Consider the following 14,339-nt stretch of genomic DNA (forward strand, 5'->3'; position numbering starts at 1 on the left):
GGCAAGCGGCACGCTCCAACGCTAAATATACCAAATAGTAAACATAAATCTTTCGTTCAGGCCCCCGAATTGCATTATGTGCTATATGATGACCTCCTTTCGAGAGACGATAATGCTGTTAAACCCTGAGGTGTCCGGCATCGAGAGGAAGGAAGATGCCATGCAGTCAGCAAAGCGGAAGATGGGTCGTCCTACGGAGGAGGCGGCTGCGGCCTTGAAAGAAAGGCTCCTTGAACGCGCGCTGCATATGCTGTGCTTACACGGTATCGAGGGACTGCGATGGACGCGCTCGCGGAAGAAGCCGGCATCATAAAGCGTACTTGCGAAAAGCCGCCCTCCGGCTCCGAACTTCAATCGATCGATGCCCTCGGGTACGTCCTTGCGTCGGTAACCGGGCATCAGGGCAACGCTGGCACCGATCGAAAAACTCCCCGTGTCGATGGCCTTGACGCCAATGCCGTTGCGCAAATTGGCAGAGAATCGTCCCTCGGCAATGTCGACTATCGGGATCGGGAGAATGCGATAGTCGCTCGATCCTTGATAAGGCGACGTCGCGGCGACACCCGCGCCGATGACAACATGATCATCCTGTTGCGACAGTGACTCTCGGCTTGCAGTGTTCAGGTCCTTGCCAAGCACCGGCGAGGTTAGGATCGGCAGCGAGAACGAGGCTAAACCGGCATGACGACAGACAGCATTTTCATTGTTGGAAAACCTTTAGTATCTATTCAAGATTGCGTGTCTGGGCGTCGTCTCGCGTCAATGCAGAGAGCGCACCGAACACGCAATTTGGGATGTAGCTGGTCGCGTGTATAACCTTATCATGTAGCGAACACCCCGGCGGCTTACGCTTCCTGAACCGACGGGAAGCGCGAAAGTTGAGTTCCTGCGACTGGCTCCTTGCGACAGACCGCTTGATAAGATACGGATCAGTGTAATTACCGGGCCTTATCCCCGCTATGATTAGATGAAGGATGATCGCCCGGCATGTCCAGCCTACCTCTGCGTTTTCGACAGGCTGGATACCCGAAGGTGGCGCATGACGGCTGAGCCTCTGGAACGCGCGCCAGATTGGACAGACGAGGAACGGCCGTCGATGCCAGGCTCTGCGCCGTCGATCGCGCATGCGCCGCCTCTGCGCTTGGCGTATGCCGGCATTGGCGTACTGCTGGCTTTGACAGGCGGCCTCGGCAATGCCCTCGTCGGCGCGAATTTGCCGAACATTCAGGGGCATCTCGGTCTGACACCGACGGAAGGCGCGTGGATCCCTGCCGCCTATCTGATGGTCAATGTTTCGTCGAACCTCGTCCTGTTCAAGGTTCGGCAGCAGTACGGCCTTCGCCGGTTTGCCGAAGTTGGACTGCTCGCCTCCGCGCTGGTGTCGTTCCTGCACCTTTTCGTGGAAAGCTTCGGCATGGCGGTGTTCGTGCGCGCGGCAAGCGGCCTTGCCGCCGCGCCGCTCAGCGCGATGGCGACAATGTACATTTTGCAGGCGTTCCCCAAAGCGATGCTGGGCCAAGGGCTAGTCGTCGCGCTCGGCCTCTCGACTCTGGCGACGCCGCTCGCCTGGCTGATGTCGCCCGCGCTGCTGGACCTGGGCGAATGGCGTGGGCTGTATCTCTTCGAAAGCGGGCTGGCGATCATCAGCTGGGCTGCAGTGGTCGCGCTGAAACTACCGCGCAGTGTGCGTGTCCGCGTCATCGAGCCGCTCGATTACGTTACCTTCGCGCTTCTGGGGCCTGCACTGGCGCTGATCGGCGCGGTGTTCGCGCAGGTGCGTACGCAATGGCCGCCCGATCACCCGTGGATGGCCGCCGCCCTTGCGGCAGCGCTGCTACTGACGCTTGCAGCCTTCGCGCTGGAACATCACCGGACCAATCCGTTGCTCCAGACACGCTGGCTGGGGTCGCTGGGCGCACTTCGGTTCGCGCTCGGTGCGCTTGGCCTGCGCTTTCTATTGTCCGAGCAGACCTATTCGGCGACCGGCCTGCTGCGGACTCTGGGTATGGGGCCCGACCAGCTGCAGCCGCTCTACGCTGTCATGCTGGTTGGCATTGTGATCGGTATCGCGGTCAGTGCGCTCACATTCAACCAGAAGACGGTAGTGCCGCAGATCCTGCTGTCGGTAGTGCTGATCGCGGTGGGCAGCTTCCTCGACTACGGCGCTACGAGCCTCACGCGGCCGCAGAACATGTTCGTCAGCCAGTTCCTGCTGTCTGTGGCAGGCGCAATGTTCATGGGCCCCCTGCTGCTCGTTGGCATCATGCCCGTGCTGAAACGTGGCCCTGAATATATCGTGAGCTTTGTCGTGCTGTTCGCCATCGCGCAGAGCTTCGGCGGCCTGGCCGGGCCGGCGATCCTGGGCACAGTGCAGCAGTTCCGGGAGCACGAATATTCTGGCGTCATCAACGCGGGCGTCGATCCGACAGACGGCGTGGTGCAACAGCGCCTGCAGCTACAGGGGCAGGTGTACGGCCGTGTCGTCACCGATCCGGTGTTGCGCCAGGCACAGGGCATTGGGCAACTCGCCCAGGCTGCCACGCGCGAAGCTAATGTGCGCGCCTACAACGATGTTTTCCTTCTGAACGGGCTTCTCGCCCTTCTCTTCCTCGGCTGGTCGCTGGCGCACGTGATGCGCCTGGCGATCGCCGCCCGCAAGAACCCGCCCCCGTCCGCCCCCGCGGCGGCGGCATCGATGTGAGAGCAGCATGGCCGATCCGATCATCACCAAGGGCGACGGCAAGCCCGAGCAGCCTGCCCCGGCTGCGCCCGCGCTCGTGGATGCCCAGGGACGGCCTCTGACAGACGCTCAGGTCGCCGAAGCTCCTGCGACGGAGCCCGCACCCTCGAAGACGATCCGGACCGGCGGCGGGGTGCTCGCGATCATGGCGATCATTGCCGTGCTCGGGGTGTTGCTAATCCTGTGGGTCTGGCAGATCTGGCCGTTTTCCAGCACGGTTGTGACCACCGAGAACAGCTATGTGCGGGGCCAAATCACCGTGCTAGCACCCCAAGTAAACGGCTATGTCGCAGAGGTGATGGTCAACGATTACGACCGGGTTAAGGCGGGGCAGCCGCTGCTGAGGATCGACGAACGCATCTATCGCCAGCAGCTGGAACAAGCGCGCGGCCAGCTTCAGCTCGCCAAAGCCAACCTCGACAATGCGCGCCAGACGATCGCGCAGAACGTCGCTACCGTGGACCAGCGCCGGGCCGACGTGTTCGCAACGGAGGCCGAGCGCGACCGGGCGCAGGCTGACGACGAGCGCGTAACCGAACTGGCCGAGCGCGGCTCCGTATCGCTTCGCCAGCGCGACCAGACGCGCGCCACCGCGCGATCGGGCATTGCCAATGTCCGCAAGGCGGAAAGCGCGGTGCGCATCGCCCAGGAACAGGTGACGTCGGCGCGCGTCGAGCGCGAAGGGCTGACGGCGCAGGTTGCAACCGCGCAGGCTCAGGTTCGTCTGGCGGAAATCAACCTCGCTAACACCGTTATCCGTGCGCCGCGCGCCGGGCAGATCAGCGAGGCGAGCGTGCGGCAGGGCCAGTATGTCGCCGCGGGATCGCAGCTTTTGTTCCTTGTTCCCGAGACCCTGTGGGTGGTGGCGAACTTCAAGGAAACGCAGACCCGTTACGTTCGCCTCGGCCAGCCAGTGCGCTTCACGGTTGATGCTTTAGGCGATGACGTGCTGACCGGCCGGGTGCAGCGTTTCGCGCCGGCGACCGGCTCCGAATTCAGCGTGCTGCGCCCGGACAATGCCAGCGGCAACTTTACCAAGGTGGTGCAACGCATACCCGTACGCATTGCGATCGATCCCAATCAGTCGGTTGCCGGGCGGCTGCGGCCTGGCATGTCGGTCATCACCCGCATCGACACCGCCGGGGTGCCGCGATGATGCGGCGCGCGTTCGCTCTGTCTTCTGCGCTGTCACTCGCCGCATGCATGCCGGCGGAGCGCCCCGCCCCTGCGGCATCCGCGATCACGGCGCCCGCTGGCTGGCGCGACGGTGGCGCGAACACGGGGATTGTCGACGCCCGTTGGTGGCACGCCTTCAACGATCCGAATCTCACCGGGCTGGTCGAGACTGCGCTGGCTCGCAACACGGACGTACTGGCAGCAACAGCGCGCATCCAGGAGGCGGAGGCGAATGTCCGGTTGGCGAGAAGTACCCTTTTGCCGACGCTGAACGCCTCGAGCGGGTTGCAACGATCGCGCAGCTTTGGAGCAACCGGAGCTGCGACAAGCACCGCAATCCAGCCGTCGCTGGACGCCAGCTGGCAAGTCGACCTGTTTGGTCGCCTTGCCAAGCTCACGGATGCGGCACGTCTGCAATATCGTGCCAGCCAGGCTGATCGCGACGCTGTGGCCCTGGCGATGGCGGCACAGGTGGCGCAAGCCTATGTCGGCCTCCTCGCGCTCGACGCCCAATTGACCGTCTCGCGCGAGACGGTGACCTCGCGCGTGGAGGCGCTGCGGCTGGCCCAGGATCAGGCGCGGGTCGGCTACATCTCGCAATATGAACTGACGCAGGCGCAATCCGAATACGAGGCCGTGGAGCAGGCAATCCCGCAATTGTTGCTGGCGATCCGCGCGCAGGAGAACGCGATACGAACCCTGACCGGCGACCTGCCGGGGCCGGTGCCGCGCGCGAAGTCGCTGGCCCTTATCGCGCCGCCTTCGGTCCCGGCGACACTGCCGTCCGACCTGCTGGCGCGCCGCCCCGACCTTGCCAGCGCTGCGTTCGCCGTCGCTGCCGCAGACGCCAGTCTCGCCTCAGACAGGCGCGCCTTTCTCCCCCAGGTAGCTTTGTCCGCCAGCCTGGGACAGCTGCTCGTCAATGCACTCGATTATGATCCCGTCACGGTGTGGTCGATTGGCGGCAGCATCCTCGCACCGATCTTTCAAGGTGGCCGGCTGACGGCTCAGGTCGACGTATCCACGTCATTGCGTGATCAGGCCGCCTTCGCCTATCGCGGCACGGTTCTGACCGCCTTCCAGGAAGTAGAAACGGCGCTGACCGGCGTGCAGCACTATGACGAGCAGTTCCGGCGCGTGATCAACCGACGTAACATCCTGCTCCGCTCGGTCGGGCTCGCCACCGACCGGTATCGCGGCGGTTACGCCGCCTATCTCGAACAACTCGACGCGCAGCGCAACCTGTATAGCACCGAGCTCGAGGCGATCACCGTCCGGCAGGATCAGTTGAACAACATCATCACCCTGTACCGCGCCTTGGGGGGCGGTTGGTCCGCCACGCCAGCCGATGCCCGCACGGGAACGCAATAACGATCCCGTCAGGTATCGAACCGATGCCCATCAGCGCGGTGCCTATACCGTCTCCGGCTGTTTGCCGGCATCGGCACTGCGCAGCAGGTGCGCCGTGTTAACGAGCGCGAAGTGCGTGAACGCCTGCGGGAAGTTGCCCAGCTGGCGCCCGGCCCGCGGGTCATATTCCTCGGCGAACAGGCCGAGATCGTTTCCGATCCCCAGAAGTCGCTCGAACATCGTAACCGCCTCTTCCCGTCGGCCCTGCAGCAGCCACGCATCCACCAGCCAGAAGCTGCACGCCAAAAACGCCCCCTCGTCGCCGGGCAGCCCGTCCGCTTCATCGCTGTCGGTGCGATAGCGGTAAACGACCCCATCACGCAGCAAATCGGCCTCGATCCTTGCGACGGTGCCGCTCACGCGCGGGTCGTGCGCCGGCAGAAAGCCGAGCAGCGGAATTTGAAGCAGGGCCGCATCCACCCGATCCGCGCCGTAATACTGCACAAAGCTGTTGCTGGCGGCGTCATAGCCCTTTGCACATATCTCGGCATGGATTTCGTCACGCGCGACGCGCCAGCGATCGACGGGACCGGCCATGCCGAACTCCTCTGCGCTGGCGATCAGGCGATCGAACGCGACCCAGCACATGATCTTGGAATAGACGAAATGACGGGGCGGGCCGCGCACCTCCCACAACCCGGAGTCCGGTTGCCGCCAGCGATCCAGCAGGCATTCGGCGACTGCGCATTCGAAATCCCACGTCCGGTCCGTATCAGCCATGCCGATCCGCCGCGCTTCATAGAAGGCGCCGAGCAGCGAACCGAAGATGTCCAGCTGCAACTGATCGTGCGCGCCGTTGCCGACATGCACCGGTCGGCTGTTTTCAAAGCCGGGCAGGTGATCGAGCTCGTATTCCACCAGCCGCCGCTCGCCGTGCAGACCATACATGATCTGCACGTCACCGGGAGCGCCGGCTGTGGCGCGCATCAGCCACCAACGCCAGTCGCTCGCCTCCCGATGATGGCCGGACTGAGTCAGCGCGTGGATCGTCCATATGGCGTCACGCAGCCAGCAATAGCGATAGTCCCAGTTACGCACGCCGCCGAGGGCTTCGGGCAACGACGTTGTCGGCGCAGCGACGATGCCGCCAGTCGGCGCATAGGTGAGTCCCTTAAGCGTCACCAGCGATCGACGCACCGCATCGCTGTAAGGACCGTCGTAAGTACAGCCGGCGATCCAACGCTGCGCCTCGCCTTCCGTCTGGCGCAGCATCGCATTGGGGTCGCGCGGTAGCGGCGGCTCCTCGTGCGACGGAAACCAGTCAAGCACTGCGGCGACTTCCTGTCCCGCCGCGATCTCAAAGGTGGCGGCAGAGGATAGATTGTCCGGCGTCACCGCTACGGACGTATTCAGGCGCAATCCATTGCTGCCCGCGACGAAGAACAGCGCACCGTCGCGTTCCTGCACCCAGGGCGTGCTCTGGCCATAGTTGAACCGGACGCGTAGGTCGGTTTGCATGGCAACTCGGCCTTCGATGCCGCGCACAATCCGAACCAGTTCGTGGACATTGCCGGCCCCCGGACGGGGCATGAAGTCGATCACGACAGCACGACCGTCGTCGGTTTCAATCGTCGTCTCCAGCACCAGCGTGTCGGGCACATAGCGACGGGTGATACGCGCGCTCTCATCCGCAGCGCAGAGCAGCCAGCCACCATGATCTGCGGTGCCGAGCAGCGAGGCAAAGATAGCGTCTGAATCGAAGCGCGGCATGCACAGCCATTCTATCCGGCCGGAACGATGAACCAGCGCCGCACTGTGCGTGGAGCCGATCATCGCATAATCTTCGATCCGCCTCACAGGAGGCGCGTCCGACCCGGCGCTCACGCCCGATCCTCGTCTGGTGTGCCGAGCCGATGCCATTGCCGACCGTCACGGGCGAGCAGTGCGTCCGCCTCGGCTGGCCCGACGCTGCCCGGTGCATAGTCGGCCGGTTCGCCGCCAGCGCCCCACAGGTCGAGGAACGGCTGGATCGCACGCCATCCTGCCTCGATCGCGTCGGCTCGCTGGAACAGCGCCTGGTCGCCCGCCAAGATGTCGTGGAACAGCGATTCATAGCCGGTGAGGTGGCCGAGATCGTAGCGGTCGGCATAGCGGTACGACAAGGTCGCGGGATCGGTCGCGATCTCCATGCCCGGCTGCTTGATGAGGATGTTCATGTCGATGCCCTCATCGGGCTGGATCTGAAACACTAGTTGATTGGCCGGCAGGTGGCGCTGCTCGACGCCTGGAAATTGTGCGAACGGTACTGGGCGGAACGTCACCACCACCTCTGTATCGCGCGCCGCCATCGCCTTTCCCGTGCGCAGGTAGAAGGGCACTCCCGACCAGCGCCAGGTATCAACCAGAAGCTTCAGCGCGACATAGGTTTCGGTGCGGCTGTCCGCCGCGACGTTCGGCGCATTGACATACGCAACGAGATTGCGATCGCCGATCTCGCCTGCGGTGTAGCGTCCGCGGACGCTGTTAGACGCCGCGTCCTCGGCATCATAGACCCGGATTGCCTTCAGTACTTTTGGCCTTCTCGTCGCGTAGAGCCTCCGCGTCGAAACCGGCCGGCGGTTCCATCGCCACTGTTGCCAGCAGCTGGAACAGGTGGTTGGGCACCATGTCGCGCAGCGCGCCGGTGCCGTCGTAGAAGGCGCCGCGCGATCCCACGTCTACCGTTTCGGCCGCAGTGATCTGTATCGACTCAATTGACTCGCTGTTCCACAGCTTCTCGATCACGGTGTTGGCGAAACGGGTGGTGACGATGTTCTGCACCGTTTCCTTGCCCAGAAAGTGATCGATGCGGTATACCTGACTCTCCTTGGCGCAGGCGAGGATCTGCCGGTTGAGTGCGTGGGCGGAGTCCGTATCGTGTCCGAACGGCTTCTCGATCGCAACCCGCCGGAATGCGTCTGCCGTCTCCGCCAGGAGGTTGTGCGCTGCCAGCTTTTCAACGATCGGACCAAAGAACTTGGGCGGTACCGCCAGATAGAAGACGACATTGCCAGCTGTACGTTCCTTCAGAGCGTTGTAGAGCGCGTGGTCCCCAAAGTCGCCGCTCAAATAGTCGATGCGGCGCTTGAGGTCTTCCCAGGCCGCGCCCTTATTGATCGCGCCTTCGCCGCCCTTCGGTACGCTGAACGCACCTGGCCTGTCCCACAACATGGCTCCATCGCCGGGCTCGATCCCGATGCCCAGAATGGTATGGGTGTCGTCGAGCCAGCCTTGTCGACACAGCGAAATCAGCGCCGGCGTCAAGAGCCTGGCAGTCAAGTCGCCGGTGGCACCGAAGATGACGATCATTGTAGGCGGCAGCGGCTCGCCTCGTTGGGCGGAAGTCGAAGATGTCATCTGGGTTCCAGGGAGGAAGAGGCACGAAACGCGGTTCGGCCGCTGGCGTGCAGATTGGCAGGCGTTACGGTGCCGAGTTCGGCCCATGTCGGGCGGTAAGCCTAGGCTGCCTGCAGCCTCGGCAGCGACCGGTGTTCTCGCCAGCTTCGGAGCATTTCGATTTGCAGACGATCTTCATCCGAATGATGCGGCAAAGGCATGACACCGGTCACTGGTTGAATGGCTTCCTGGCCAGTGTCGGTGATCCGTGCATCCGCGATTACCTCCCCTTCGACGATGGCGCGCAGCAGATCGCGACCGCGTGCCACCCGGCTCTCGATCGTGCCCAACGCTACATGCTCTATAGCTGCCGCCTCCTCATAGCTGCGCCCTTCGACGCCGACGAGTTGCATCGATCGCTGCTGTTCTGGGGGCAGACTGGTCCAGAAACGCTGAACCTCCCTGAGCATGACGACGTTTTCCTGGTCACAAGCGACTGGGATATCGGGGAAGTCGTCGCCGAGCGTGTCGGTCTGGGCGACCTGCTAGTGTCGGACGTACGAAATGAAGCAATTGCGAAGGATGCGGTAAAGCCAAGCCTTGAAGTTCGTGCCGGCCACAAAGGTTTCGCGGCTGCGCCAGGCCCTCATCGATGTTTCCTGGACCAGATCCTGGGCGAGGTCAGGATTTCGCGCGAGCGAGGCAGCATAGCGCGACAGGCCGGGAAGCAGACTACACAGGTCCCGGTTAAATCGCGTTTGGTCGGGGTGGGGCGTCGGACTGACGTCCGACGCAGTGGAGAACAGCATATTATTCGGTGGCACGCGCGGCGCTCCCGTTGAGCGTACCCGGCAAGAACGCGCCGTCGGGATACTGCTTGGAATACTTATTTCGATATGGAGACGCCTGATCAGGGTACAAGTTCCAAAAACAGTGTCTTAAGGAGCCTTGCCGGTATCCCAGGCGCGGCCCATAGTAGTGGGCTTGCAGGAAGGGCGCACGCGAAGGCGCTTACATGGTTGAGCAGTGCGAGGTTTGACTGAGCTCGCCGCATAACCGGCAGAACAAGACCCGCGGACAGGCCAGCTGCGAAGCGGGCGAACCGTTCCGGTATGTTTATCATTGACCTCGCTATTGGCCGTAATTACACGTACGGGGATACTATCCGGCAGGGTTGATCGGGTGCAGTAGCAAACAGGACAATGGATGTGGCAGCCGTCGTGAGTGACAGTGCCGACACGGAACACAATGTTGTGGTCATGTGCGGAGCGTCGGCTTCCCCCTGATCGAGCGAGTTCCGTCTCGGCCTGGGTGTCGCGCAATCCAGAGTCGATGCACTGCGCAACCGTTTAGCCGGATCACTAGACCACGCTATTCCAGATCGAGTGTTCGCATGAACGAAGAAACTTCGCCCCCTGAAGACCGGTCCGACAAGAAGCCGGACGAAGAGGGTTCTCCCAAAGCTGCCGACAATCAGCAGGAAGCGGGGAGCAACGACGCAGAAAAACCCAAGAAAAAGCTCAGCGCTCGCGCGAAGATCATTCTGCTGCTGATCGCGATCATCGTTGTTGTCGCCGTGGTGATCTGGTTTGTGCACCATCAGACGGTTGGAAAATACGCTCAGGAAACAAATGACGCGTACGTTCAGGTCGACGCGATCACCATTGCGCCCAAGATCAACGGCTACATCGCCCAGGTCTTCGTCGCTGACAACCAGGAGGTAAAGGCCGGGGAGCCTTTGGTCCGCCTTGATGCCCGAGACTATCAGGCGCAAGCCTCGCGGGCGGAAGCGCAGATCGCAGAGGCGCAGGCCAACGCGGACAGCGCGCGTGCCTCCATCCGTGAACAATATGCGACGATTGCCCAGAGCCGCGCCCAGCTTGCCTCTAACCAGGTGAAGGCACGCTATGATGCGGGTGAGGTCGCGCGTTATGCCCCGCTCGCGGCGGCCGGCGCCGAAACGCGCTCGCAATTAGCACAGCTCAGTTCGGCTGCAGGCCAGTCGAACGAGAGCGCCCGCGCGACGGCCGCGCAGGTTGTTATGCAACAACGGCGGATCGGCACCTACCTGGCGCAGGTCCGCGAAGCGCAAGCGCAAGCGCAGGGCGCCCGCGCGCAATTGGCCGCGGCCAATGTTGACGTGGGCGCCACGCTTATCCGCGCCGCCACCGCCGGCCGGATCGGCAACAAGACGGTGACCGTGGGGCAATATGCGCAATCCGGCACTCGGCTGATGTCCCTGGTTCCGCTGACCAAGCTATACGTCACGGCCAATTTCAAGGAAACGCAGATCGGCCTGATGCGTGTGGGCCAGCCGGCAACGATCGAGGTGGATGCGCTTGAGGGCATCAAGCTGCGTGGACGTGTACAGAGCGTCTCACCTGGGACAGGCTCTCAATTCTCGTTGATCCCACCCAGCAACGCGACGGGCAATTTCACCAAGATCGTCCAGCGCGTGCCGGTTCGCATCGCCATCGAGGCATCGCCCGACGCCTGGAAGCTGCTGGTGCCTGGCCTGTCGGTCAACGTGACAGTGGACACGATCGGCGCCAAGGGTGATCTCGATCGCATCGAGGACCAGCAGGAACAGCTGGGCCGGCGGCACTGACGTGGCGGCTGCGGCGGGAGCCGGATCCAACGCGAACGCGTCCGTCGGCGAGAAGGCAGACGCCGCCGCATGGCTGGCGGTGCTCGCTGGTACGCTAGGCGCGCTGATGGCGACGCTGGACATCTCCATCGTCAATTCGGCATTGCCTACTATTCAAGGCGAAATCGGCGCAAGTGGCACCGAGGGCACCTGGATCTCCACCGCCTACCTGATCGCCGAGATCATCGTCATTCCGCTCTCGGGCTGGTTGGAGCGCATGCTGGGCCTGCGCACACTGCTGCTCGGATCCACGGTCCTGTTCACGCTCTTTTCGATCGTGTGCGGCACCTCGACTAGCCTTGGCATGATGATCGTCGGCCGCGCCGGGCAAGGCTTAACCGGCGGGGTGCTGATCCCGACGGCGCAGACCATCATCGCGCAGAGACTGCCGCGCAGCCAGCAACCGATCGGCACCGCGATGTTCGGCGTGACCGCGATCATGGGCCCGGTCATCGGACCGGTAATCGGCGGTTGGCTGGCTGAGAACATCAGCTGGCATTACGCCTTCTTTCTCAACGTGCCGCTTTGCGCCGGCCTTGTGATCCTGCTGCTGCTAGGCCTGCCGCACGAAAAGGCTCGGCTCGGCGAACTTGCAAAGGCCGACTGGCTTGGCATTGCCGGCCTCGCCTTCGGACTTGGCGGGATGACGGTGGTGCTGGAAGAAGGGCAGCGCGAGCAATGGTTTGACTCGTCCCTGATCCAGATCACGACCGCGGTGAGCGTGCTTGGTTTCATCTCTCTTTTCGCCGGGCAAAGGCTCGCCTCGCGGCCGGTTATCAAGCTGTCGCTGCTGTTGGACCGGCAGTTCGGTTCGGTGGCGATCATGGGCGTATTCGTCGGTGTGGCGCTCTACGGCACCTCCTATGTCATCCCCCAGTTCCTGGCCAACGTCGCAGGCTACAACGCGCTCCAGTCCGGCATCGTTGTCATGATATCGGGTATTCCCAGTCTGTTCATGATGGCGGTGATCCCGATCCTTCTCGCCCGGCTTGATATTCGGCTGGCCGTCGCCAGCGGATTGGTGCTGATGGGCGGTTCGGCCTTGATAAATGCGCAGCTCAACATCGAGTCGGTAGGACATGATTTCACCGCCGGCCAACTCATGCGCGGCTTCGGCCAGATCCTCAGCTTCATGTTTCTGAGCCAGGCAGTGGTGCAGTCGGTTCCGCGCGAGGACGCGGGCGACGCGTCCGGATTGTTCAACGCGATGCGCAACATGGGTGGCAGCTTCGCGCTGGCGGCGATCTCAATCCTGCAGGAAAAACGACTGTGGCTGCACGAACGGCGCCTGGAAGAGTCGCTGAGCGCGAACTCCTATGACGTGCAGCATTATGTGAACGCCAATAGCGGCCTCACCACCGCGGCTAGACAGCTCGAACAGCAAATCACGGGCCAGGCGTTTGTGATGACATACAACGATATCTTCTGGCTGATGGGCGTCGCGACTTTGGCGGTCATCCCGCTCGTCCTGTTCCTCCGGCCCCTCCCCAAGAACGCCAAGCCGGCAGCGGTGCACTGATGATGAAACAGACTATTCTTCTAGTCTCTGCCCTAGCCGTCGCCCCGGCCTTGCTGGCCGGCTGCACGGTTGGGCCGAACTATGCGGGCCCTCCACGAGCTGCGGCAGATGCTGTCGCGCGCGGCACTTTTGTTCGCGCCGGCGACCCGGCCTTCACGCCTGCGCCGGGTCTGGCCCGCTGGTGGGAAGCCCTGGGTGACCCGACGCTCACTGCGCTTGTCGATGACGCGCTGGCGCACAGCCCGCAGATCGACGTGGCACAGGCGACGATCCGCCAAGCGCGCGCCGAACTGCGAACGCAACAGGTGAACCAGCTGCCATCGGTAAGTGCATCCGCCAGCTACATCCACGCCAAGGTGCCTGGGATCGACATTGCGAACGCATCGGGTGGGGGCAGCGACGGAACGGACACGCAAGGGACCACAAGCACATCGGTCGACTTCTTCAATCTCGGCACCACCGCCTCGTGGGAGCCTGACCTGTTTGGTGGCGGGCGTCGCGGCGTCGAGGGAGCAAGGGCCACGGTAGCACAACGCTTTGCCGACCTCGCCGACGCTCAGGTGAGTCTATCGGCCGAGGTCGCGCAGGCCTATGTCAACGTACGCGATGTTCAGCAACGAGCGGACCTGAACGCGCAATCGACAAAGCTTCAGCAACAGGCACTGGCTCTAACCCGTCAACGATATGCGGCAGGTACGGCCACCGAGCTGGATGTTCAGCGATTGCAGAACCAGCTTAACCAAACCGACGCTCAGAATCTCCCGCTGGGTGCACAGCTTGATGAGTATCGCAATCAGCTCGCGGTACTCACGGGGCGCGCTCCCGGCGCGCTGGACGCTACACTGGCCACCAGGGTGCCCGTTCCCCTACCGCCCGCCAGCGTGCCCATCGGCAATCCAGCAACCGTGATCGCGCATCGACCCGATATACGATCGGCGGAACGCGCTCTCGCCGCCAGCTCGGCGCAGATCGGTGTCAACAAGGCCCGGATGTACCCGAACATAAGCTTCACCGGGCTGCTGGGGCTTGGCGGGACGTCACTCGGGGATGTGGTGGACCCTGACAAGTTCACGGCGCTGCTGGCACCTAGGCTTAGCTGGTCATTTCTGGACTTCGGCCGGAACCGAGCCATGGTCCGTCAGGCAGAGGCGCAACGTGACGTTGCGGAGGCGCAATATCGTCAAGCGGTGCTTGAGGCGCTGCAGGACGCGGAGACCAGCCTGTCCCAGTTCGGCAACCGACGGCAGCAACTCCTTCAGCTGATTGCAGCCGAGCGTGCCGCCTCGCGGTCCGCCCAGCTCAACGCCTTGCGTGTGCAGGCCGGCACCAGCACGGTTATCGATCAGCTGGATATCGAGCGGCAACGCTATTCGGCAACCATCTCGGTTGCTCAAGCAACGGCACAGCTTACCAGCAGCTACGTCGCAGTTCAAAAGGCATTGGGGCTGGGCTGGGCCGATCCGTCGGCAAAGCCCCCGGGCTGATGCTATACCATTCTGGAGGTGCTCCTTCAGAAGGAACGTGGCGTTCGT

The 14,339-nt window shown here is 63.0% G+C and carries 10 protein-coding genes and 1 pseudogene; 6 read left to right on the forward strand and 5 right to left on the reverse strand.

Going from position 1 to position 14,339, the window contains the following annotated elements:
- Nucleotides 1-81 precede the first annotated feature (81 nt).
- The gene (locus AC1MLZ_RS19855; protein ID WP_480961720.1) at nucleotides 82-639 is read right to left on the reverse strand and encodes a MipA/OmpV family protein; all 558 of its coding nucleotides are present in this window, start codon (nucleotides 637-639) and stop codon (nucleotides 82-84) included.
- 457 nt (nucleotides 640-1,096) lie between these two features.
- Between AC1MLZ_RS19855 and AC1MLZ_RS19860 the strand changes: the two genes are divergently transcribed.
- Genes AC1MLZ_RS19860 through AC1MLZ_RS19870 form a run of 3 tightly spaced genes read left to right on the forward strand, consistent with a single transcriptional unit; the run spans nucleotide 1,097 to nucleotide 5,287 of the window.
- Entirely contained in the window at nucleotides 1,097-2,701 is a 1,605-nt protein-coding gene (locus AC1MLZ_RS19860; RefSeq protein WP_480961924.1) for an MFS transporter, read from the forward strand.
- Nucleotides 2,702-2,708: 7 nt separating this feature from the next.
- Nucleotides 2,709-3,896, forward strand: a complete 1,188-nt coding sequence (locus AC1MLZ_RS19865; protein ID WP_480961721.1) for an HlyD family secretion protein — start codon at nucleotides 2,709-2,711, stop codon at nucleotides 3,894-3,896.
- Nucleotides 3,896-5,287 (forward strand): efflux transporter outer membrane subunit, encoded by a 1,392-nt coding sequence (locus AC1MLZ_RS19870; protein WP_480961722.1) that lies wholly within the window; start codon nucleotides 3,896-3,898, stop codon nucleotides 5,285-5,287. The genes AC1MLZ_RS19865 and AC1MLZ_RS19870 overlap by 1 nt, the downstream gene beginning before the upstream one ends.
- Before the next feature lie 42 nt (nucleotides 5,288-5,329).
- Here the strand turns inward: AC1MLZ_RS19870 and AC1MLZ_RS19875 are convergent, their stop codons facing one another.
- From AC1MLZ_RS19875 to AC1MLZ_RS19890, 4 genes and pseudogenes are all read right to left on the reverse strand, one after another.
- Nucleotides 5,330-7,186, reverse strand: coding sequence for a glycoside hydrolase family 15 protein (locus AC1MLZ_RS19875; protein ID WP_480961723.1), 1,857 nt, complete (start codon nucleotides 7,184-7,186; stop codon nucleotides 5,330-5,332).
- A pseudogene (gene zwf, locus AC1MLZ_RS19880) lies at nucleotides 7,147-8,662 on the reverse strand (glucose-6-phosphate dehydrogenase). Before zwf ends, AC1MLZ_RS19875 begins: the two are co-directional and overlap by 40 nt.
- 101 nt (nucleotides 8,663-8,763) lie before the next feature.
- Nucleotides 8,764-9,111, reverse strand: coding sequence for a sigma factor-like helix-turn-helix DNA-binding protein (locus AC1MLZ_RS19885; protein WP_480961724.1), 348 nt, complete (start codon nucleotides 9,109-9,111; stop codon nucleotides 8,764-8,766).
- Between the two features lie 75 nt (nucleotides 9,112-9,186).
- Nucleotides 9,187-9,450, reverse strand: coding sequence for a sigma factor (locus AC1MLZ_RS19890; protein ID WP_480961725.1), 264 nt, complete (start codon nucleotides 9,448-9,450; stop codon nucleotides 9,187-9,189).
- 584 nt (nucleotides 9,451-10,034) lie between these two features.
- Between AC1MLZ_RS19890 and AC1MLZ_RS19895 the strand changes: the two genes are divergently transcribed.
- The 3 genes from AC1MLZ_RS19895 to AC1MLZ_RS19905 are packed head-to-tail and all read left to right on the forward strand — an operon-like array spanning nucleotide 10,035 to nucleotide 14,291.
- Complete coding sequence (locus AC1MLZ_RS19895) at nucleotides 10,035-11,249, forward strand: HlyD family secretion protein (RefSeq protein WP_480961726.1); 1,215 nt, start codon at nucleotides 10,035-10,037, stop codon at nucleotides 11,247-11,249.
- Between the two features lies 1 nt (nucleotide 11,250).
- A complete protein-coding gene (locus AC1MLZ_RS19900; protein WP_480961925.1) occupies nucleotides 11,251-12,807 on the forward strand; it encodes an MDR family MFS transporter in 1,557 nt (518 codons plus the stop codon).
- A complete protein-coding gene (locus AC1MLZ_RS19905; RefSeq protein ID WP_480961727.1) occupies nucleotides 12,807-14,291 on the forward strand; it encodes an efflux transporter outer membrane subunit in 1,485 nt (494 codons plus the stop codon). Before AC1MLZ_RS19900 ends, AC1MLZ_RS19905 begins: the two co-directional genes overlap by 1 nt.
- Nucleotides 14,292-14,339 lie beyond the last annotated feature (48 nt).

This window comes from Sphingomonas sp. PEI4 (assembly GCF_056679955.1).